Genomic DNA, 21,792 nt, shown 5'->3' with positions numbered 1-21,792 from the left:
GATGACCGCATCGGACAAGACGCTGATCCGGGGCGCCCGGGTGCTCGGCGGTGAACCGCAGGACGTGCTGCTGGCCGAGGGCACGATCCAGGAGGTGGGCCGCGGTGTCCAGGCGCCCGGCGCACAGGTCGTCGAGGCGGAGGGCGCCGTGCTGCTGCCGGGCCTCGTCGATCTGCACACCCATCTGCGCGAGCCCGGCCGGGAGGACTCCGAGACGGTGCTGACCGGCACGCGGGCCGCCGCCCGGGGCGGGTACACCGCGGTGCACGCGATGGCCAACACCTTCCCGGTGGCCGACACCGCGGGCGTCGTCGAACAGGTGTGGCGCCTGGGCAAGGAGTACGGCTACTGCGATGTGCGCCCGGTCGGCGCCGTCACCGTCGGGCTGGAGGGCAAGCAGCTCGCCGAGCTGGGCGCCATGCACGAGTCGGCCGCCGGTGTGCGGGTCTTCTCCGACGACGGCAAGTGCGTGGACGACGCCGTGATCATGCGGCGTGCCCTGGAATACGTGAAGGCGTTCGACGGTGTCGTCGCCCAGCACGCCCAGGAGCCGCGGCTGACCGAGGGCGCGCAGATGAACGAGGGCGTCGTCTCCGCCGAGCTGGGGCTGGCCGGCTGGCCCGCCGTCGCCGAGGAGTCGATCATCGCCAGGGATGTGCTGCTGGCCGCGCACGTCGGGTCCCGGGTGCACATCTGCCATCTGTCGACGGCGGGCTCGGTGGAGCTGGTGCGCTGGGCCAAGTCGAAGGGCTGGAACGTGACCGCCGAGGTCACCCCGCACCATCTGCTGCTGACCGACGAGCTGGTCCGCTCCTACGACCCCGTCTACAAGGTCAACCCGCCGCTGCGTACCGAGGCCGACGTCATGGCGCTGCGCGAGGCGCTCGCCGACGGCACCATCGACTGCGTCGCCACCGACCACGCCCCGCACCCGCACGAGGACAAGGACTGCGAGTGGGGCGCCGCCGCCATGGGGATGGTCGGGCTGGAGACGGCGCTGTCGGTCGTGCAGCACACCATGGTCGACACCGGGCTGCTGGACTGGTCCCAGGTCGCCGACCGGATGGCCCACCGCCCCGCCGAGATCGGCCGGCTGGCCGGGCACGGGCGGCCCGTCGCCCCCGGCGAGCCCGCCAACCTGGTCCTTCTCGATCCGGCTTACCGTGGACAGGTGGACCCCGCGGGCTTCGCCTCCCGCAGCGGCAACACCCCCTACAAGGGCCGTGAGCTGCCCGGACGCGTCAGCCACACCTGGCTGCGGGGCCGCGCGACGGTTGTCGACGGGAACTTGCAGTGAGCACTGAGACCACCCCCGCGGTCGCACTCGCGGCCGCACAGAAATCCCAGGAAGTCACCGACTGGGCCGCCCGCATCGGCTGGGTCGTCGGACTGATCCTCTTCATCGCGTTGCTGTACTGGCTCATGCGCCAGGGCTGGAAGTGGCGCGGCACCCTCCAGGGCGATCTGCCCGAGCCGGAACCCGTGCCCGGGACGGCCGGGAAGCCGCTGCTGACCCTGACCGGCCGCTACCACGGCTCGACCGGTGCCGGGCAGTGGCTGGACCGGATCGTCGCGCATGGCCTGGGCACCCGCAGCCGTGCCGAGCTGACCCTCACCGAGGAGGGGCTGACCGTGCTGCGGCCCGGCGCCCGGGACTTCTTCGTCCCCGCCGCGCGGCTGCGCGGGGCCCGGCTGGACACCGGTATCGCCGGCAAGGTCCTCACCGAGGGCGGGCTGCTGGTCGTCACCTGGCAGCTCGGCGGGCGCACGCTCGACTCCGGCTTCCGCTCCGACCGCGCCGCCGACCACGCGGCCTGGGTCGAGCGCGTCAACGCGATGAGCAGTACCCGTGACGACGACGCCGTCGCCACTTCGCACCACACTCAGGAAGGCGCATCATGACGACCGCCGCCAGGGGAGCCGTCCGCCGGACGGCACCGCACGCTCTGCTCGTCCTGGAGGACGGCCGCACCTTCCGCGGCCGGGCCTACGGGGCGGTGGGGGAGACCTTCGGAGAGGCCGTGTTCTCCACCGGCATGACCGGCTACCAGGAGACGCTGACCGACCCGTCCTACCACCGGCAGGTCGTCGTCATGACCGCGCCGCACGTCGGCAACACCGGTGTCAACGACGAGGACCCCGAGTCGAAGCGGATCTGGGTGGCCGGCTATGTCGTCCGCGACCCCGCCCGGGTCCCGTCGAACTGGCGCTCCCGCCGCTCGCTGGACGAGGAGCTGGCCGACCAGGGCGTCGTCGGGATCAGCGGCATCGACACCCGGGCGCTGACGCGGCACCTGCGCGAGCGCGGGGCGATGCGCGTGGGCATCTTCTCCGGCCCGGCCGCCGAGGCCGGCGAGGAGGAGCTGCTCGCCCGGGTGCGGGAGGTCCCCGCGATGCAGGGCGCCGATCTGTGCGGCGAGGTCGCCACCGACGAGCCGTACGTGGTGCCCGCGATCGGTGAGAAGCGCTACACCGTCGCCGCCGTCGACCTCGGGATCAAGGGCATGACCCCGCACCGCATGGCCGAGCGCGGCATCGAGGTGCACGTCCTGCCGGCCGCCGCGACGCCCGAGGACATCGACGCGGTCCGGCCCGACGGGGTGTTCTTCTCCAACGGGCCGGGCGACCCGGCCACCGCCGACGACGCCGTCGCGCTCATGCGCGGCGTCCTCGACCGCGGCATCCCGCTGTTCGGGATCTGCTTCGGCAACCAGATCCTCGGCCGGGCGCTGGGCTTCGGCACCTTCAAGCTCAAGTACGGCCACCGCGGCATCAACCAGCCCGTCCAGGACCGGACCACGGGCAAGGTCGAGATCACCGCGCACAACCACGGCTTCGCCGTCGACGCCCCGGTGGACGAGGTCAGCGAGACGCCCTACGGCCGGGCCGAGGTCTCCCACGTCTGCCTGAACGACGGTGTCGTCGAGGGGCTGCGGCTGCTCGACCGGCCCGCGTTCAGCGTCCAGTACCACCCCGAGGCGGCGGCCGGCCCGCACGACGCCGCCTACCTGTTCGACCGGTTCGTCGCGCTCATGCGCGACAACCTCCAGCACAGCGTGAACCTCATGGAGGAGCAGCGTGCCTAAGCGCACCGATATCCAGTCCGTCCTGGTCATCGGCTCAGGACCGATCGTCATCGGGCAGGCCGCCGAGTTCGACTACTCCGGCACCCAGGCATGCCGCGTCCTCAAGTCCGAGGGCATGCGCGTCATTCTGGTCAACTCCAACCCGGCGACGATCATGACCGATCCGGAGATCGCCGACGCCACCTACGTCGAGCCGATCACCCCCGAGTTCGTCGAGAAGATCATCGCCAAGGAGCGCCCCGACGCGCTGCTGCCCACCCTCGGCGGGCAGACGGCGCTGAACACCGCGATCTCGCTGCACGAGGCCGGCACGCTGGCCGAGTACGGCGTGGAGCTGATCGGCGCCAACGTCGACGCCATCCACAAGGGCGAGGACCGCGACCGGTTCAAGGAGGTCGTCGAGGTCGTCCGGGAGAAGACCGGGCACGGCGAGTCCGCCCGCTCCTACATCTGCCACTCCATGGACGACGTACTCAAGGGCGTCGAGGAGCTGGGCGGCTACCCCGTCGTCGTGCGGCCCTCGTTCACCATGGGCGGCGCCGGCTCCGGCTTCGCACACGACGAGGAGGAGCTGCGCCGGATCGCGGGCCAGGGCCTGACGCTCTCGCCGACCACCGAGGTGCTCCTGGAGGAGTCCATCCTCGGCTGGAAGGAGTACGAGCTGGAGCTGATGCGCGACAAGAACGACAACGTCGTGGTCGTCTGCTCCATCGAGAACTTCGACCCGATGGGCGTGCACACCGGCGACTCGATCACCGTCGCGCCCGCGATGACGCTCACCGACCGCGAGTACCAGGTCCTGCGGGACATCGGGATCGCCGTCATCCGCGAGGTCGGCGTCGACACCGGCGGCTGCAACATCCAGTTCGCGGTGAACCCGGCCGACGGCCGCGTCGTCGTCATCGAGATGAACCCCCGGGTCTCCCGCTCCTCGGCGCTCGCGTCCAAGGCCACCGGCTTCCCGATCGCGAAGATCGCGGCCAAGCTCGCCGTCGGCTACACGCTGGACGAGATCCCCAACGACATCACCGAGCAGACCCCGGCCTCCTTCGAGCCGACGCTCGACTACGTCGTCGTCAAGGCCCCCCGCTTCGCCTTCGAGAAGTTCCCGGCGGCCGACAACACGCTGACCACCACCATGAAGTCGGTCGGCGAGGCCATGGCCATCGGGCGCAACTTCCCCGAGGCGCTGAACAAGGCGCTCCGCTCGCTGGAGAAGAAGGGCAGCCAGTTCGACTTCGGCACCCCGGCCGGCGACCTCGGCGACAAGGACGCGCTGCTCGCCGAGTCCCGGCGGCCCACCGACGGCCGGCTGGAGACCGTCATGGCCGCCATCCGCGCCGGCGCCACCCAGGAGGAGGTCTTCGAGGCGACGAAGATCGACCCCTGGTTCGTGGACCAGCTCTTCCTGATCAAGGAGATCGCGGACGAGATCGCCGAGGCGCCCGAGCTGAGCGGTGAACTCCTCGCCGAGGCCAAGCGGTACGGCTTCTCCGACGCACAGATCGCCGCCGTCCGCTCGCTGCGCGAGGACGTCGTCCGCGAGGTGCGGCACGCCCTGGGCGTCCGCCCCGTCTACAAGACGGTCGACACCTGCGCCGCCGAATTCGCCGCGCGCACCCCGTACTTCTACTCCTCCTACGACGAGGAGACCGAGGTCGCGCCCCGCGAGAAGCCCGCGGTGATCATCCTGGGCTCCGGCCCCAACCGCATCGGCCAGGGCATCGAGTTCGACTACTCCTGCGTCCACGCCTGCTTCGCGCTGCGCGAGGCCGGCTACGAGACCGTCATGGTCAACTGCAACCCGGAGACCGTCTCCACCGACTACGACACCTCCGACCGGCTCTACTTCGAGCCGCTCACCCTGGAGGACGTCCTGGAGATCGTGCACGCCGAGCAGCAGGCGGGCCCGGTCGCCGGTGTCCTCGTGCAGCTCGGCGGCCAGACCCCGCTCGGGCTCGCCCAGGACCTCAAGGACGCGGGCGTGCCCGTCGTCGGCACCTCGCCCGAGGCCATCGAACTGGCCGAGGAGCGCGGCGCGTTCGGCCGGGTGCTCACCGAGGCCGGCCTGCCCGCGCCCAAGTACGGCACGGCCTTCTCCTTCGCGCAGGCCAAGGGCATCGCCGCCGAGATCGGCTACCCGGTCATGGTCCGCCCCTCCTATGTGCTGGGCGGCCGCGGCATGGAGATCGTCTACGACGAGCCGTCGCTGGAGGCGTACCTGGAGCGGCACGCCGGGCTGATCGAACAGCACCCGGTGCTCATCGACCGCTTCCTCGACGACGCCATAGAGATCGACGTGGACGCCCTCTACGACGGCCACGAGCTGTACCTCGGCGGCGTCATGGAGCACATCGAGGAGGCCGGCATCCACTCCGGCGACTCGGCCTGCGCCCTGCCGCCGATCACCCTGGGCGGCTACGACATCAAGCGGCTGCGCGCCTCCACCGAGGCCATCGCCCGCGGCGTCGGCGTCCGCGGCCTGATCAACATCCAGTTCGCGATGGCCGGCGACATCCTCTACGTCCTGGAGGCCAACCCGCGCGCCTCCCGGACCGTCCCGTTCACCTCCAAGGCCACGGCCGTCCCGCTCGCCAAGGCGGCGGCCCGGATCTCGCTGGGCGCGACCGTCGCCGAGCTGCGTGCCGAGGGCATGCTGCCGGCCGACGGCGACGGCGGCGACCTCCCGATGGACGCGCCGATCTCCGTCAAGGAGGCCGTGCTGCCCTGGAACCGCTTCCGCGACGTCCAGGGCCGGGGCGTGGACACCGTGCTGGGCCCGGAGATGCGCTCCACCGGCGAAGTCATGGGCATCGACTCGGTGTTCGGCACCGCCTACGCCAAGTCGCAGGCCGCGGCGTACGGGGCGCTGCCGGGCAAGGGGCGGGCCTTCGTCTCGGTCGCCAACCGGGACAAGCGCTCGCTGATCTTCCCGGCCCGGGAACTGGTCGCCATGGGCTTCGAACTGCTGGCCACCTCCGGCACCGCCGAGGTCCTCAAGCGCAACGGCATCAACGCCACCGTGGTGCGCAAGCAGAGCGAGGGCACCGGCCCGTCCGGCGAGCGGACGATCGTCCAGCTCATCCACGACGGCGAGGTCGACCTCATCGTCAACACGCCCTACGGCACCGGCGGCCGGCTCGACGGGTACGACATCCGCACCGCCGCCGTCGCCCGCGCGGTGCCCTGCCTGACGACCGTCCAGGCGCTGGCCGCCGCCGTGCAGGGCATCGAGGCGCTCGCCCGGGGCGAGGTCGGTGTCCGCTCCCTCCAGGAACACGCCCACCACCTGACCGCAGCCCGAGCCCGCTGACCGCCCCGCCCCCGCCCTCCTCCCGACCGGGGAGGGCGGGGGCGGCACCGGGGCCCGACCCACCACGGAAGCCCAACACCCCATGTACGGACTCCTCTTCCGCACCCTCTTCGCGCGGATGGACCCGGAGCGCGCCCACCACCTGGCCTTCTCCTGGATCCGCGCGGCCGCCCGCACCCCGGTGGTCAACACCCTGACCGCCGCCGTCCTGGCCCCCCGCCACAAGGCGCTCCGCGTCGAGGCACTGGGCCGCCGGATGCACGGACCCGTCGGCCTGGCCGCCGGCTTCGACAAGAACGCCGAGGGCATCGACGGCCTCGCCATGCTCGGCTTCGACCACGTCGAGGTCGGCACCGTCACCGGACGCGCCCAGCCCGGCAATCCGCGGAAGCGCCTCTTCCGGCTCGTCCAGGACCGGGCCCTCATCAACCGGATGGGCTTCAACAACGAGGGCTCGGCCGCCGTCGCGGCCCGCCTCGCCGCCCGCCGCCCGGCCTTCCGTACGACGCTGGGCGTCAACATCGGCAAGACCAAGGCGGTGCCCGAGGCGGAGGCGGTGCACGACTACGTGACCTCCGCCGAGGCGCTCGCCCCGCACGCGGACTACCTCGTCGTCAACGTCTCCTCGCCGAACACCCCCGGCCTGCGCGACCTCCAGGCGACCGAGCATCTGCGGCCGCTGCTGACCGCGGTGCGCGAGGCCGCCGACCGCGCGGTCACCGGCCGCCGCGTCCCGCTGCTGGTGAAGATCGCCCCGGATCTGGCGGACGAGGACGTCGACGCCGTCGCCGATCTCGCCCTGGAGCTGGGCCTGGACGGCATCATCGCCACCAACACCACCATCGCCCGCGAGGGCCTGGGCCTGACCTCGCCCGCCGTGCTGACCGCCGAGACGGGCGGGCTGTCCGGCGCACCCGTCGCCGACCGCTCCCTTCAGGTGCTGCGCCGTCTCCACGCCCGCGTCGGCGACCGCATCACGCTGATCGGCGTCGGCGGCATCACCACGCCCGAGGACGCCTGGCGCCGCATCCTGGCCGGCGCCACCCTCGTCCAGGGCTACACCGCCTTCCTCTACGAGGGCCCGTGCTGGATGCGCCGGATGCACCGCGGCCTCGCCGCACTGCTGGAGGCCAGCCCGTACGCGACCCTCGCCGAGGCGGTCGGCGCCGAACACCGCACACCGGACGGCGGCCCCCACGACCGGAAGGCGGCAGCATGACGCACCACCCCGGACCCCCGGCCGACGCCGGCCACACCTCGCACGCCCCGGATCCCGTCCCGTTCGGCGCCCGGCTGCGCGCGGCCATGGACGCCCGCGGCCCGCTGTGCGTGGGCATCGACCCGCACGCGTCCCTGCTGACCGCGTGGGGGCTGAGCGACGACGTCGCCGGTCTTGAGCGGTTCGCGCGGACCACCGTCGAGGCGCTGGCCGACCGGGTCGCCGTACTCAAGCCGCAGGCCGCCTTCTTCGAACGGTTCGGCTCGCGCGGTCTGGCCGTCCTGGAGACGGCGGTCGCCGAGGCCCGGCAGGCGGGCGCCCTGGTGCTGATGGACGCCAAACGCGGCGACATCGGTTCCACGATGGCCGCCTACGCCTCCGCCTTCCTCGATGCCGGCAGCCCGCTGTTCAGCGACGCGCTCACCGTGAGCCCCTACTTGGGATACGGAGCGTTGTCACCGGCGCTCGCGGCGGCCCGCGAGAGCGGCGCCGGACTGTTCGTGCTGGCGCTGACGTCCAACCCGGAGGGCCACGAGGTGCAGCGCGCGGCGGACGCGGACGGCCGGACGGTCGCGGAGACGGTGCTGCACCACCTGGCCGAGGAGAACGCGGGCGCCGAACCGCTGGGTTCCTTCGGCGCGGTGGTCGGGGCGACGCTCGGCGATCTGTCGGCCTTCCCGCTGTCCGTCAACGGGCCGTTGCTGGCCCCGGGGATCGGTGCCCAGGGGGCGACACCCGCCGATCTCCCGGCCGTGTTCGGCGACGCGGTGCACAACGTCGTACCGAGCGTGAGCCGCGGGGTGCTTCTGCACGGTCCCGATACAACCGGACTTCGCGATTCCGCCGCGCGTTTCGCCGACGAGATCCGTACGGCTCTCGGTTAGGCCCGTGCCAACTCCCGAGTAGCCGGGGAAAAGCGTCGCAATTGCCCTGAAACGTCGGGCCTGCACGGAGGCTGACCTGGACTTTTCGTCTGTTCTCGCTGACTGTGGAGCGACCGGACGCTAGTCTCCGTCGAGAGCAGCGCGAACAGGCGCGTTGCTCGTTGCTCCGCAGGTGTAGGGCTACTAGGTTCCTCACCGGTCCGTATCCGACAGTTCGACATCCGAGGTGACGTAGGCGTGGCTCTTCCGCCCCTTACCCCTGAACAGCGCGCAGCCGCGCTCGAGAAGGCCGCCGCGGCTCGCCGGGAGCGCGCCGAGGTCAAGAACCGGCTGAAGCACTCCGGCGCTTCGCTCCATGACGTGATCAAGCAGGGCCAGGAGAACGATGTCATCGGCAAGATGAAGGTCTCCGCACTCCTGGAGTCCCTGCCCGGCGTCGGCAAGGTCCGCGCCAAGCAGATCATGGAGCGGCTGGGCATCTCCGAGAGCCGCCGTGTGCGTGGCCTCGGTTCCAACCAGATCGCTGCCCTTGAGCGCGAGTTCGGCGGCGCCAACGCCTGACGGTCTCAGGCACTCACGTGAACCGGGATAATCGCTGCATGAGTTCCGCAGTTCCCCGGGGGGAGACCCCGGTACCCCCGGTCGCCACGTCGCGACTGACCGTGCTCTCCGGCCCCTCCGGGGTCGGCAAGAGCACGGTCGTCGCACATATGCGCAAGGCCCATCCCGAGGTCTGGCTCTCCGTCTCCGCCACCACCCGAAAGCCCCGCCCCGGCGAGCGCCACGGGGTGCAGTACTTCTTCGTCAACGACGAGGAGTTCGACAAGCTGATCGCCAACGGCGAGCTGCTGGAGTGGGCGGAGTTCGCCGGCAACCGCTACGGCACACCCCGCCAGGCGGTGCTGGAACATCTGGACCAGGGCGAACCCGTCCTGCTGGAGATCGATCTCCAGGGCGCCCGTCTGGTCAAGGAGTCCATGCCCGAGGCCCGGCTCGTCTTTCTCGCGCCGCCCTCCTGGGAGGAGCTGGTCCGCCGGCTCACCGGCCGGGGCACCGAGGCGCCCGAGGTGATCGAGCGGAGGCTGGAGGCGGCCCGCACGGAGCTGGCCGCCGAGGCGGAGTTCGATGTGAGCCTCGTCAACACCTCCGTCGAGGAGGTCAGCGCCGAGCTGCTAGCCTTGATGCGTATCGATTGCTGATTCCTCCCCGCCTCCGTCCCGGTACGGTCCGGCCGGGAACCGGAACGGAACACTTCCGGGCAGGACCCGGCAACGGACGATCCCACTTCTTACCCCTTCGGAAGGCAGAGAGTGTCCTCTTCCATCACCACGCCCGAGGGCATCATCAACCCGCCGATTGATGAGCTGCTCGAGGCCACCGACTCGAAGTACAGCCTCGTGATCTACGCGGCCAAGCGCGCCCGCCAGATCAACGCGTACTACTCCCAGCTCGGTGAGGGCCTCCTGGAGTACGTCGGCCCGCTGGTGGACACGCACGTGCACGAGAAGCCGCTGTCGATCGCCCTCCGGGAGATCAACGCCGGTCTGCTCACCTCGGAGTCCGTCGAGGCCCCCGCGGCCGTCACTCCGTAACGGCGCACACCGCTTCACAGGGCCCGGCAGCGCGGCTGCCGGGCCCTTGGTGTGTCATGGATCCGGTACCGGAGCGCCGGCCGGCGCGGTGGCAGTGGGGAGAGACGAGTGACGAACCAGCAGGTGAGCCGGGCGCGGCCGAAGGTCGTGCTGGGCGTGAGCGGCGGTATCGCCGCGTACAAGGCGTGCGAGCTGGCGCGCCGGCTGACCGAGAGCGGCCACGACGTACGCGCCGTCCCGACGGACGCGGCGCTGCACTTCGTCGGCGCCGCCACCTGGTCCGCGCTCACCGGGCATCCGGTGGCCACCGAGGTGTGGGAGTCCGTGCACGAGGTGCCGCACGTCCGTATCGGGCAGGAAGCGGATCTCGTCGTCGTGGCTCCGGCGACCGCGGACCTGCTGGCCAAGGCGGCGCACGGGCTCGCCGACGACCTGCTGACCAACACCCTGCTGACCGCCCGCTGTCCCGTGGTGTTCGCGCCCGCCATGCACACGGAGATGTGGGAGCACCCGGCGACCCGTGCCAATGTCGCCACGCTGCGTGAGCGCGGTGCCCATGTCATCGAGCCCGCCGTCGGCCGGCTGACCGGTGTCGACACGGGCAAGGGCCGGCTGCCGGACCCGGACGCGATCTTCGAGTTCTGCCGCCGGGTGCTCGCCCGGGGCGCCACCGGGGCGCACACCGATCTGGCCGGACGGCACGTCGTCGTCAGCGCGGGCGGTACCCGGGAACCACTCGATCCGGTGCGGTATCTGGGAAACCGCTCCTCGGGCAAGCAGGGGTACGCGCTGGCGCGCACGGCCGCCGCGCGGGGCGCTCGGGTCACGCTCGTCGCCGCGAACAGCGCCCTGCCCGCCCCGGCAGGCGTGGACGTCGTGCCGGTGGGGACGGCGCGGGAGCTGCGGGAGGCCGTCGTGGAGGCGGCGCGGGACGCGGACGCGGTCGTCATGGCGGCGGCCGTGGCCGATTTCCGGCCTGCCGTGTACGCGGAGGGGAAGATCAAGAAGCGGGCCGGCCAGGAGCCGGAGCCGCTGACGCTGGTGCGCAATCCGGACGTCCTGGCCGAGCTGTCGGCGGACCGCCCGCGCCCCGGCACCGTCGTCGCGGGCTTCGCCGCCGAGACCGACGACGTCCTCGCCAATGGACGGGCCAAGCTCGCCGCGAAGGGCTGTGACCTGCTCGTCGTCAACGAGGTGGGGGAGAAGCGGACGTTCGGCGCGGAAGAGAACGAAGCGGTCGTTCTGGGTGCCGACGGCAGCGAGACACCGGTGCCGTACGGGCCGAAGGAAGCGCTTGCCGACACCGTGTGGGATCTGATCGCGCAGCGGATGCCGGCGGCGGGACAGGGCTGAGCCGGTGGCCGGGCGGGCGGCCCCGTGCGCGATGAGCACGGGGCCGGATTTCGTCGTACGCGGTCGAACGGGGCCGGGATCGCACTCTTGACCGTGATCGACGGTGACCGACACGGCGGGATTTTGCCGGATACGCTCCGCCCCCCAAGTGGCACGCGAGTTCGAATCGAGGTCCGCATGGTCGTCTCGGAGTTCGAGAGTCCGTGATTGGATGCCGGTGGAGATGGATAAACTGGCCGCGGACCGTGCTCCGGGCGCAGCCCCGACGGTCCGCCCCATGCTCAGCCAGCAGCCGCTGCAACCCCAGGGAGCGATGTGTCGCGCCGTCTGTTCACCTCGGAATCCGTGACCGAGGGTCACCCTGACAAGATCGCTGACCAGGTCAGCGACACCATTCTCGACGCCCTCCTCAAGGAGGACCCGCACTCCCGGGTCGCCGTCGAGACGCTGATCACCACCGGCCTCGTGCACGTCGCGGGCGAGGTGACCACCAAGGCCTACGCGCCCATCTCGACGCTCGTACGCAACAAGATCCTCGACATCGGTTACGACTCGTCGAAGAAGGGCTTCGACGGCGCCTCCTGCGGCGTCTCCGAGTCCATCGGCGCCCAGTCGCCCGACATCGCGCAGGGCGTGGACACCGCCTACGAGCGCCGCGTCGAGAGCGACAGCAAGGACGTCGACGAGCTCGACGAGCAGGGCGCGGGCGACCAGGGCCTGATGTTCGGCTACGCCTGCGACGAGACCTCCGAGTACATGCCGCTGCCGATCACGCTGGCGCACCGGCTCTCGGAGCGGCTCTCCACCGTCCGCAAGAACGGGACCATCCCCTACCTGCGGCCCGACGGCAAGACGCAGGTCACCATCGAGTACAACGGCGACAAGGCCGTGCGGCTGGACACCGTCGTGGTCTCCTCCCAGCACGCCGCCGACATCGACCTCGACTCGCTGCTCGCGCCCGACATCCGCGAGTTCGTCGTCGAGCCGGAGCTGAAGGCCCTCGTGGACGAGGGCATCAAGCTCGACACCGAGGGCTACCGGCTGCTGGTCAACCCGACCGGCCGCTTCGAGATCGGTGGCCCCATGGGCGACGCCGGCCTGACCGGCCGGAAGATCATCATCGACACCTACGGCGGCATGGCCCGCCACGGTGGCGGCGCGTTCTCCGGCAAGGACCCGTCCAAGGTGGACCGTTCCGCCGCGTACGCCATGCGCTGGGTCGCCAAGAACGTCGTCGCCGCGGGGCTCGCCTCCCGCTGCGAGGTCCAGGTCGCCTACGCCATCGGCAAGGCCGAGCCGGTCGGTCTGTTCGTCGAGACCTTCGGCACGGCCTCGGTCGACGTCGAGAAGATCGAGCAGGCCATCTCGGACGTCTTCGACCTCCGCCCGGCCGCGATCATCCGCGACCTCGACCTGCTGCGCCCCATCTACGCGCAGACCGCCGCCTACGGCCACTTCGGCCGCGCGCTGCCCGACTTCACCTGGGAGCGCACGGACCGCGTCGACGCCCTGCGTAAGGCCGTCGGCCTGTAATCCCCCATCTCCGGCCCGCGGGCTCGGCACCCCACGCTGGCAGGGTGCCGGGCCCGCGGCGTGTTCAGGCGGTGCCGTGGCCGTCGGCCGCTCCGTTCCAGGCCGGCGGTGTGCCGGGTGGGGGCACGGTCGGGGGACGGGTGGGCATGGGCGGCGGCTCGGGCGCGACGAACGGTCCGGGTGCGTCGTCGTGCCCGGGGTGCGACCCGTTGGGGGCGTCGGAGGGCGCGGTGCGGTGCCGTGCGCCGTCCTCTGCCTCCGTGCTCCCGGCTTCGGCCGGCTGTGGGCCGGTGTCGCCGCCGGGCACATGGATCCCCATACGGGAGAGCAGATACCGGGCCGCCTCGGCGTCGGCTCCGCACCGCTGGGCGACGTGGACGAGGCTCTGGGCGAGCGTGGCGGCCTCGGGACCGTCGGGGTCGAGCTTCAGGCGGGCCACCCAGCGCCGGAACAGATCGGCCGCGTCCTCCTCCGGAGGTTCGGCGGAGGCGGCGCCGTCGTTCATCGGCATGGCGAAGGGCGGAGCACCGGTGGGGCCGCTGCCGTTGGACGGGTCCGGATCGAACGGGTCCGGATCGAACGGACCGGGAGCGGAGGGTTCCGGGGGCTCCCCGGGGTCGGTGGGCGGCTCCGGGTAGGGGATCAGGTGCTTGAGCCGGTCGGGGACGTCCGTGTCGTGTGCGACGGACGAGAGCTGGGCGAGCATGCCGATGTCGTCGACGGCACGCTTCGGTTCGTTCTCGTTCTGCGCCAGCCACCAGACGACGGCGCTGCCCGGCGTCTTGAGCACGTCGTCGCTGAGGTATTCGCGAAGGTTCTGTTCGTGCCGGCGTTTGTGCTCCCAGACGTCCTTCTCCTTGCGGACGGTGGAGAGGTCGTCCAGCCGGGCGCTGTCCTGGTCCGTCAGCGTCAGCGTCACGTTCTCCGCCATCACGTCGAGCCGGCCGGCCGGGTCGGGGCGCATCGTGCCCAGCTCGCCGCTCAACCGGTACTGGGCCAGGGCGAAACGGTGCGGTTCCAGGTCCTCGGTCAGTTCTGCCGCCCGTTCGAGGACCGCCTGGACCGCGAGCCCCGCCGGGTTGACCGAGGGCGCGTGCGGTGGTGCGGCGAGCGGGTGCCAGCGCACGGTCGCGGAGAACCGGAAGTCGTAGTCCGGCCACGCGCTGGGCAGGGCGACGTCCCGGACGTCGTGTGCCCGGATCTCCGGTGGCGGAATGGGCAGATCCGGTTCGGGGGTGAACTCCCGGGCGAGCGGATCCGGTCGGGAGCCGGTGGCCCGCACCAGGAGCAGGGCGAGCGATCCCAGCGCGGAGGTGGCGAAGAACCACAGGGGGAGCGGCCAGTGGAAGGCCAGCCCGATCACGGTGGTGAGCAAGGCGGTGAGCACGGTCGCGAAGGCCGCCACCGTCCGGCGTCCGTAGGTCATGACGGCACCTTCTCCCTCGGGGCGGGCTCCAGGCCCAGTGCGACGGCGCACCGCTCCCAGAACTTCTCGAACAGGGCGGGGCCTCGTGGATGGCCGGCCGACCGCTGCCGTACCTGGAGATGGAGCCGGCTCAGGTCCGTGCCCCGGCCCCGGCAGGAGTTGACGAGGATGCCGAGGAGCCGGTCCCCGGTCGTGTCCGGTTCCTCCAGCGCGGTGTCGAGCCAGGTGCGCAGCGCTCCGGCCCGGTCGCGTTCGGGAAGCAGCCGCCAGACGGTGTCCCAGCCGTCGGTCAGCCGGCGGCGTACGTCGCCGTCGGACAGCAGGGTCCGGTAGCGCGGAGCGGTGTCCGTGGGCCTCTCCGGGGCGACGAGCGCGAGGAAGAGCCGGATGTCGGATGCCCGGTCCGCGCCGTGCGCGTCGGTGAGCTGGGCCAGGAGGCGGCGGAACAGCCGGTGGTCGTCGGCGGTGAGCCGCGCCAGCGCCTCCTGTGCCTTGCGGCCGGCCGGGCCGCGCTGTCTGCGGGCGAGGTGCAGGAGCCGGACGAGCGCCTGGTGGGGGTAGTCGGCGGCGAGCACCCGTGCGCACACCTCGACGAGCACCTCGGCCAGCCTCGGGCCGGTTCCCGACGAGCGGGACCACTCGTACGTCCGGCGGCGGAAGTAGCCTCCGTGGCGCTCGTCGAGGAGGCCGAGGGTGAGGGCCTTGCCGGCGCTGGAGGCCCGTGCGGTGGTGTACCGCGGCTCTGCGGACTCCCGCGACTCCGTCCAGGACTCGACGAGCCGGACGAGGACGTCGGGCCGGTCCGTGCGCAGGGTCTGCTCGGCGAAGCGCTCGATCAGCGCGTAACGGTCGGCGGGGCCGACCCGGTCCGCGTCGACCGTCTTCTCCGCCCAGGTGCCCAAGGTGTCCCGCAACGCGGGGTAGTTGGTCCAGAAGTATTCCCGGACCGCTGCCGCGTGGCCGTCGGGCAGGTGGACGGTGCCGTCGGCGTGGACGGTGCCCTTGAGGTCGGCCAGCCGGTCGCTGAGCGCCCGGCGGTGCAGGAGCGGGGTGTCGAGACGGGGATGACCGACGGCCGACAGCAGCCGTTCCGTCGCCCGCTCGACGACGTCGGAGCGGGCACCCTCCAGCAGGGCCGTGCACAGGTACAGCGACAGGGAGCCCGCGTCCGGGAGGCCGGCGAGGACGGGTCGGATGTCCGCGCTGCCGGGTGTGAGCGTGTCGAGTGCCTCGCGCAGCCACTGCGCGCAGTGCGTGGTTCCGGAACCGGGGCGCTCCCGGGCGTGGAGGGCACCGGCCGCGAGCGCGGCGACGTCCGCCATGGCGGCGTGGGCCAGGAAGTCCGCCAGCCAGGCGTCTCGCAGATCGTCGGGCCCGGGGTGGATGCCGTCCGCGCGGAGGTGCATGCGCAGCGCGCGCCAGGGGTCGGGCCGTTGCAGCGGCGCGAGGCAGGGCAGCAGCGCCGACGGGATCAGGCGCTGCGGCGTATCGGGCAGGGCGACGGCCAGGATCGCGGACTTCGACCGGACCTCGGCACGGAAGGAGGGAAGCGCCGTCAGGAGGCTCTCCTTGCGGGCCGTGTCGACGCCGGTGAGGTCGAGCAGCAGCCGGTCCCCCTCTTCCACCAGCCCGGGATCCAGGGCCCGTTCGTCGCCGCTGGCCTGGCCGTCCAGCCGGTGCAGCCGGCCGGTGGCGGAGGGGTTCTCGGACAGCAGGGCCACGCCGGCGGTGTGCTTGCCCGTGCCCGGTGCTCCGTGCAGCAGGACGGTGCCGTGCTCGCCGAGCCGGCGCCGGGCGGCCTGGAGCCCGGGGGGTGCCGCGAACCGTGCGCGGAGCCGGGCGGGTTCGTCGTCCGTGAAGGTGCGGAAGCGGCGGGTCGCGCGGCCGGTGAGCAGTGCGGCCGGATCCAGCAGGTTCTCGGCCCCGAGAAGGAAGTTGAGGTTGGTCTGCGGGCCCGACCCGGTGTGCGTGGCGCCGATCGGGCCGCCGAGGGTGGTGTGGTTCTCGGTGGTCACCGGCCGCCGTCCTCCTCGGGGTCCGCGGCCCGCTCGGCTGCCGGGGCGTGCTGCGTCGTCTGGTGCATGCCGCCGCTGTTGCTGCCGTTCAGGTAGTTGCCGACGCCGCCGGAGAAGGTGTTCGTCGTGTGGCTGGGGCCGGCCGTGTGCTGGTCGCCGGCCACGTGGGTGGTCGCGTTGTGCTGGTCGCCCGCGATGTGGGTGTTGTGCGTCGTGTTGTTCTGCGGCCCGGAGCCGGTGTGGAGGTTGCCGGTGGGGTTGCTGATCAGCGGGCCGATGTTCCCGGAGATGTCCTGGGCCTGGACGATGTGGCCGTCGTGGTCGCCGTGCGAGGTGTTGTGCGTGGCGTACGTGGGCGGTGCCGGCGCCGCGCCCTCCGTGCGGGAGCCCGGCAGCGCGGGCGGCGCGTGCACCAGCTCCGCCAGGTCGCGGAAGAGTACCTCCAGGTCGCTGTCCTTGGTGCGCGGGCTGAACGTCCGGAACTGGAGCTCCGCCAATTCGCCGAGTGCCTCGGGGAGTTCGGAGCGCTGGAGCGGCTGCTGCCGGGGTGCGACGAGGACCGGGATCACATGGGCGCCGCGTTGCAGCACGGAGATGATCTCCCGCCGTGTCCAGTCCTCCTCGTCGTCCAGCCTGCGTCGGCCCCGGGCGTCCCGGGCGTCGAGCCAGCGGTCGCCGATGACCGCGAGGAGTACGGTGCAGCGTCCGACGGCGGTTTCCAGCTGCTCCGGGTAGTGCCGGCCGCCGCTGATCGAACCGTGGTCGTAGAAGACGCGCTCCGGGCCGTACGCCGCCGCGATGCCGTCCGCGATGAGTGCTGCCGCCGAACCTTCGTCATCTGTGCGGTAATTGACGAAAATATCCGGATCTGCCATGAATCTTCACCTTTCTGGTCTCGGGGTTGTCGGATCCCGTGCCGGGGTCGTCGACCGGCGTCGGCCGGCGCTCCGCGGTGCTCGGCCGTGGTCAGCTGTGGCCCGCCGTGATCAGCGGTGGTCGGTGGTGGTCAGCCGTGCGGCTCCGGGTGCAGTACGGCCGTCAGCCGCTGGTCCAGTTCCCGGGCCGCGCGGTGTGTGGTGTGGCGGGCGAGAGTGCGCTTGAGCTTGCGGAGGTCGGTGCGGATGGTGGCCGAGCCGACGGCCTCCGCGTGGTCCAGCAGGGGGCCGGCCAGGGTGCAGGCGTGGTCCAGTTCGCCCGCCTGCGCGTGGGCGAGCGCGCGCCGCGTCCCGTAGCGCGCCTGGTTGCGCAGGGCGTGTTCGGGCAGCCGCGCGATCTGCTCGTCCAGGACCGCGGCGGCGGCGCGGGGCCGGCCGAGATCGTGCAGACACCAGCCGGTGATCATGGAGACCGGGTCGGGAAGGTGCACGGTGCCGATCACCGGGCCGTCCGGGGAATCCGCCGTGGCGAGCTGTTCGCGTGCCCGCTCCAGTGCCCGCATGCAGGCGGAGTGGTCCCCGGCCAACGCGTGGCCCTGCGCCTCCTGTTGTGCTGCCAGCCCGGCGATGCGCGGCGGGGGATGCGCTTCCTGTGCCCGCCGTGCCAGCTCCACGGTGTGTGCGGCGTCGTCCCGGTAGAAGGCGATCAGCGCCTTGCGCACCAGTGCGTAGGCCGCGAGGTCGTGGTCGCCGCCGGCCTGGGCCAGCCGTACGGAGCGCTCGGTCCACCACAGGGCGCCGGTGTCGTCCCCGTTCTCCTGGACGAGCCAGCCCACGAACTCGGCGTAGCGGGAGGCCAGTTGGAGCAGTTCCGCGCGGAGCGGGGCGGCCGCGCGCCGGGCCAGGGTCCGTAGCGTGTGGGTCTGGGCGACGAGCGTGGGCAGCAGGGCTCCGGGCGGGGCGGACTGCCCCAGGGCGCGGTACTGGTCGAAGAGGAGCCGGGCGCTGCGGAGGGCGTGGGGAGCCTGGGTGTGTGCCGGTCCCGACCCCAGTCCCAGGGCCACGACGGACGCGGCGCCGCCGGCCACCAGCGTCCTGCGGTCGACGGGGCGGAACCAGCTGTCGCCGTCGGGGGAGAGGTGCATGTGCCATTCCTCACCTTCGTCGCAGGGGTCGGGGAGCGTTTCCGGAGCTGTTCCGGAGGGGCGTTGCGGCACGAGCCGGGCCAGCCGGCCACCGGCACCCAGAGCGGAGTCGCACAGACGGGCCAGTTCGGGGCCCGCGGGTTTCAGGCCCCGTTCGACCTGGCTGAGGTGACTCTTGCTGTAGTGCACGCGATCGCTGAAGCGGCCCAGGGTGTACCCCGAGGCCACTCGCAGTCGACGCAGTTCGGGACCGAACAGGAGCGGCTGCTGATCCACTGGGACCTCCATGGCTCTCGCTCCGGGCAGCAGCCGGCACCCAGAAGCGTGGGGCAGCCGGGCCCGGATCAACAAGGCGAAGGGGACCGTTTCCCGTTCCCCGCTCGGTAAGCAACAGCACGTGACGGGTGGCCGTCGAGAGGGCGCTGAGCGGAGTGAGTGCTCACTCATTGACGGAGTGAGTGCTCACTCCGTACTGTGCGGGTATGGATGAGAACAGCAACAAGGCGGAGAAGCAGGGGAGTTCGGGGCGGAAGCGGGCGCCTGCCATGGAGGCGGGGCGGCGGCGGGAGATGATCGTCTCGGCCGCGCTGCCGCTGGTCGTCGAGTACGGGGCCGCCGTCACCACGGCGCAGATCGCGCGGGCGGCCGGGATCGGGGAGGGGACCATATTCCGGGTCTTCTCCGACAAGGACGCGCTGTTGGCGGCGTGCATGGATGCCGCCGTGCGGCCGGACGACACCGTCGCGCACCTCGAAGCCATCGCGCTGGAGCAGCCGTTGGAGGAACGGTTGCACCAGGCGTGCGAGGTGTTGCGGGGGCACATGAACCGGATCGGGCAGGTCGCGGGGGCGCTGGCCGCGGTGGGCAAGCTCGATCGGATGCGGCGTCCGGAGGCGGGCGCCAAGGGGGAGATGCCCGACCGGGAGGCCGGGCTGGCCGGGCCGCGGGCGGCGCTGGCCGCGCTGTTCGAGCCGGACCGGGATGCGCTGCGGCAGCCGCCCGAACGGCTCGCCGCCGTCTTCCAGATGATGCTGCTGGCGAGCGGACGCCCGGGTACGGCCGAGCCGTTGGACAACGACGAACTGGTCGGGCTCTTCCTGCACGGGGCGGTGCGTGCGCCCGGGGCGCCCGAGGGGGGCGCGTGACGGGCGGCGGGCACGCCGACCCGTACGAGGGACTCGGTGCGGTGCGGCGGCGGGCGGCCACCGTCGCGCTGCTGGGGTGCGCGTTCCTCGCGATGCTGGACGGCACCGTCGTCGGGACGGCGCTGCCGCGCATCGTGGAGCGGATCGGAGGCGACGACTCCTGGTACGTGTGGCTCGTCACCGCCTATCTGCTCAGCTCGTCGGTGAGCGTGCCGGTGTACGGGAGGTTCTCCGATCTGTACGGCAGGCGGCTGCTGTTGCTCGGCGGGCTCGGGGTGTTCCTGGCGGGCTCGCTGGCCTGCGGGCTCGCCGGGTCCATGCCGGTGCTGATCGTGGCCCGCGCCGTCCAGGGGCTCGGCGGTGGCGCCCTGTTGACGCTGGGCATGGCACTCGTGCGGGATCTGCATCCGCCCGAGCGCGGCGGCGGGCTCGTACGGATGCAGACGGCGATGGGCGCCATGCTCGTGCTCGGCATGGTGGGCGGGCCGCTGCTGGGCGGGGTGCTGGCCGACCACGCGGACTGGCGCTGGGCGTTCTGGATGAACCTGCCGCTCGGTGCGGCCGCCGCCGCTGTGCTGTGGCTGCTGCTGCCCGAACGCCGGCCGGAGCGGGCGCGGGGCGGACGGCTCGACGTGGCCGGTCTGCTGCTGCTGTCCGCCGGGCTGTCGCTGGTGCTCGTCGCGTTCAGTCTGCGGGGCAACGCGCCGGACGGCGGCGCGGGTTGGGCGGACCCCGCGGTGGCCGGGAGCCTCGTCGCGGGGGTGGCGCTGCTCGGGGCGCTGCTGCCGGTCGAGCGGCGCGCGGCCGTGCCCGTGCTCCCGCTGCGCCTGTTCCGGCGGCCGACGTACGGCTCACTGCTGCTCGCCGGGTTCTTCTTCCAGCTCGCCGCGCTGCCCGTCGGGGTCCTGCTGCCGCTGTACTTCCAGCACGTACGCGGCCAGACGGCCACCGTCTCCGGGCTGTCGCTGCTGCCGTTCCTCATCGGTTCGGTGGTCGGCAACCGGTTGACGGCCGCCGCCGCGCTCCGCACCGGGCGCACCAAACCGGCGCTGGTGACCGGCGCCTGCCTGCTGCTCGGCGGGACGGCGGGCTTCCTGTGGCTGGACCCGGCGACCGGCGCCGTGCCCCTGACGTGTCGGCTGCTGGTGGCGGGGCTGGGGTCGGGCCCGGCGATGGGCGGGCTGATGATCGCGACCCAGAACTGTGTGCCGCGCTCCGACATGGGCGCGGCGACCGCCGGGGCGATGCTGGCCAAGCAGATCGGCGGCGCCTTCGGACTGGCCGTCGTCCAGACGGTGCTGGGCGCACGGGGCCCGGACGCGGCGGGGATCGGCACCGCCGTCGGCGGGGTCGGGACCGTGGCGGGTGCGCTGGCCCTGGCGGCGGTGGCGGTCCCCCGGGGCGTCCGGGTACCGAGCCGCGCCGAGCGGGCGACCGGTCCCGAGCCGGCGGCGGTCTCCCGCACGGCGAACTGAGCCGGCGTGGCCCCGAGGTGTGCCGTGGGTGGTCCTGGTGTGCGGCCTCGGCGTGCGGTGGGGCGGACCGCGCGCGGGTGTCGAGCCGGGCGAAGCTGCACAGCGGGTGCGGGTGTTCCTCGGCATCCCTTGGCATTCCTCGGCATCCCTCGGCTCCTGGGTAGGGCGGGTGCACTGACCGGGCCGCGTCGTCCGAGTCCGGGGGGCGGGCCACGGAGCGCTGAGGTCAGGACGCGGTCCTGGTCGGGTCCGGCTCCGTGCCGCTGGGCTTCCGGCCCCGGCCCGACTCGGCCGGGTTCGCCCCTGGCCCCTGGTCGACCCCGGCCCCCTGCTCCGGCCCGCCCTCGCTCGTGCCCCGGCTCCCGCGCCGCCCGACTCCGGCCCCGGTTCGGCCCGACCCTGGCCCGTCCCGGCCCACGCCGTTCCGATTCCGGGGTGCGGCGCCACGAAAGGCTGAGGCCCGGACGCGGCCCTGGTCGGTGCGGCCCCGGTTCGTCCCTGGCCCCCGGTGGACCCGGCCTTGGTCGGGCTTCGGCTCCCCGGTCCGGTCCGGCTCCGGTCGTGCCCCGGCTCCCGCGCGGCTCGGCCCCGGCCTCGGTCGGGCCCCGGCTCCCCGGTCCGCCTTGGCCCCGGTCGGGCCCCGGCTCCCGCGCCGCCCGACTCCGGCCCCGGTTCGGCCCGGCCCCGGCCCGTCCCGGCCCACGCCGTTCCGATTCCGGGGTGCGGCGCCA

The 21,792-nt window shown here is 72.6% G+C and carries 17 protein-coding genes; 13 read left to right on the top strand and 4 right to left on the bottom strand.

Going from position 1 to position 21,792, the window contains the following annotated elements:
- Position 1: 1 nt before the first annotated feature.
- The 11 genes from SCA03_RS16655 to metK all read left to right on the top strand — a co-directional run bounded on the left by SCA03_RS16655 (position 2) and on the right by metK (position 12,980).
- Complete coding sequence (locus SCA03_RS16655; protein ID WP_030875658.1) at positions 2 to 1,297, top strand: dihydroorotase; 1,296 nt, start codon at positions 2 to 4, stop codon at positions 1,295 to 1,297.
- Positions 1,294 to 1,902 carry a PH-like domain-containing protein gene (locus tag SCA03_RS16650; RefSeq protein WP_030875661.1) on the top strand — a complete coding sequence of 203 codons (609 nt, stop codon included), beginning with the start codon at positions 1,294 to 1,296 and terminating at the stop codon, positions 1,900 to 1,902. The genes SCA03_RS16655 and SCA03_RS16650 overlap by 4 nt, the downstream gene beginning before the upstream one ends.
- The gene (gene carA / locus SCA03_RS16645) at positions 1,899 to 3,086 is read left to right on the top strand and encodes a glutamine-hydrolyzing carbamoyl-phosphate synthase small subunit (RefSeq protein ID WP_086817397.1); all 1,188 of its coding nucleotides are present in this window, start codon (positions 1,899 to 1,901) and stop codon (positions 3,084 to 3,086) included. The genes SCA03_RS16650 and carA overlap by 4 nt, the downstream gene beginning before the upstream one ends.
- A complete protein-coding gene (carB, locus tag SCA03_RS16640; RefSeq protein ID WP_030893242.1) occupies positions 3,079 to 6,399 on the top strand; it encodes a carbamoyl-phosphate synthase large subunit in 3,321 nt (1,106 codons plus the stop codon). The genes carA and carB overlap by 8 nt, the downstream gene beginning before the upstream one ends.
- An 82-nt stretch (positions 6,400 to 6,481) precedes the next feature.
- On the top strand, positions 6,482 to 7,618 hold the full coding sequence (locus tag SCA03_RS16635) for a quinone-dependent dihydroorotate dehydrogenase (protein ID WP_086817395.1): 1,137 nt from the start codon (positions 6,482 to 6,484) through the stop codon (positions 7,616 to 7,618).
- Positions 7,615 to 8,502: an orotidine-5'-phosphate decarboxylase gene (gene pyrF / locus SCA03_RS16630; protein ID WP_086817393.1), complete on the top strand. Its 888-nt coding sequence runs from the start codon at positions 7,615 to 7,617 to the stop codon at positions 8,500 to 8,502. The genes SCA03_RS16635 and pyrF overlap by 4 nt, the downstream gene beginning before the upstream one ends.
- 237 nt (positions 8,503 to 8,739) lie before the next feature.
- A complete protein-coding gene (locus SCA03_RS16625) occupies positions 8,740 to 9,063 on the top strand; it encodes an integration host factor (RefSeq protein ID WP_030875679.1) in 324 nt (107 codons plus the stop codon).
- Positions 9,064 to 9,101: 38 nt separating this feature from the next.
- On the top strand, positions 9,102 to 9,701 hold the full coding sequence (gmk, locus tag SCA03_RS16620; protein ID WP_051846755.1) for a guanylate kinase: 600 nt from the start codon (positions 9,102 to 9,104) through the stop codon (positions 9,699 to 9,701).
- Positions 9,702 to 9,812: 111 nt separating this feature from the next.
- Positions 9,813 to 10,094, top strand: coding sequence for a DNA-directed RNA polymerase subunit omega (gene rpoZ / locus SCA03_RS16615; RefSeq protein ID WP_030875685.1), 282 nt, complete (start codon positions 9,813 to 9,815; stop codon positions 10,092 to 10,094).
- A 108-nt stretch (positions 10,095 to 10,202) separates the two neighbouring features.
- The gene (gene coaBC / locus SCA03_RS16610) at positions 10,203 to 11,447 is read left to right on the top strand and encodes a bifunctional phosphopantothenoylcysteine decarboxylase/phosphopantothenate--cysteine ligase CoaBC (protein ID WP_030875688.1); all 1,245 of its coding nucleotides are present in this window, start codon (positions 10,203 to 10,205) and stop codon (positions 11,445 to 11,447) included.
- Positions 11,448 to 11,762: 315 nt separating this feature from the next.
- Complete coding sequence (gene metK / locus SCA03_RS16605) at positions 11,763 to 12,980, top strand: methionine adenosyltransferase (RefSeq protein ID WP_030875690.1); 1,218 nt, start codon at positions 11,763 to 11,765, stop codon at positions 12,978 to 12,980.
- Between the two features lie 64 nt (positions 12,981 to 13,044).
- Here metK and SCA03_RS16600 read toward each other — a convergent pair whose 3' ends face one another.
- The 4 genes from SCA03_RS16600 to SCA03_RS16585 form a co-directional block, all read right to left on the bottom strand.
- Positions 13,045 to 14,406, bottom strand: a complete 1,362-nt coding sequence (locus SCA03_RS16600; RefSeq protein WP_141275474.1) for a hypothetical protein — start codon at positions 14,404 to 14,406, stop codon at positions 13,045 to 13,047.
- Positions 14,403 to 16,421 (bottom strand): hypothetical protein, encoded by a 2,019-nt coding sequence (locus SCA03_RS16595; protein ID WP_030893251.1) that lies wholly within the window; start codon positions 16,419 to 16,421, stop codon positions 14,403 to 14,405. Before SCA03_RS16595 ends, SCA03_RS16600 begins: the two co-directional genes overlap by 4 nt.
- Positions 16,418 to 17,296: a toll/interleukin-1 receptor domain-containing protein gene (locus SCA03_RS16590; RefSeq protein WP_086818169.1), complete on the bottom strand. Its 879-nt coding sequence runs from the start codon at positions 17,294 to 17,296 to the stop codon at positions 16,418 to 16,420. Before SCA03_RS16590 ends, SCA03_RS16595 begins: the two co-directional genes overlap by 4 nt.
- Before the next feature lie 131 nt (positions 17,297 to 17,427).
- A complete protein-coding gene (locus SCA03_RS16585) occupies positions 17,428 to 18,717 on the bottom strand; it encodes a helix-turn-helix domain-containing protein (RefSeq protein WP_086818170.1) in 1,290 nt (429 codons plus the stop codon).
- 206 nt (positions 18,718 to 18,923) lie between these two features.
- Here SCA03_RS16585 and SCA03_RS16580 point away from each other — a divergent pair, with 206 nt between their 5' ends.
- Both SCA03_RS16580 and SCA03_RS16575 read left to right on the top strand, forming a co-directional pair.
- Positions 18,924 to 19,586: a TetR/AcrR family transcriptional regulator gene (locus SCA03_RS16580; protein ID WP_230988755.1), complete on the top strand. Its 663-nt coding sequence runs from the start codon at positions 18,924 to 18,926 to the stop codon at positions 19,584 to 19,586.
- A complete protein-coding gene (locus SCA03_RS16575; protein WP_086818171.1) occupies positions 19,583 to 21,061 on the top strand; it encodes an MFS transporter in 1,479 nt (492 codons plus the stop codon). Before SCA03_RS16580 ends, SCA03_RS16575 begins: the two co-directional genes overlap by 4 nt.
- Positions 21,062 to 21,792: the final 731 nt, after the last annotated feature.

The organism is Streptomyces cacaoi, from assembly GCF_006539165.1.
Lineage (GTDB): Bacteria > Actinomycetota > Actinomycetes > Streptomycetales > Streptomycetaceae > Streptomyces > Streptomyces cacaoi.
Note: the sequence above shows the minus strand (reverse complement) of the source record. Positions and strands in the feature narration are given on the sequence as shown.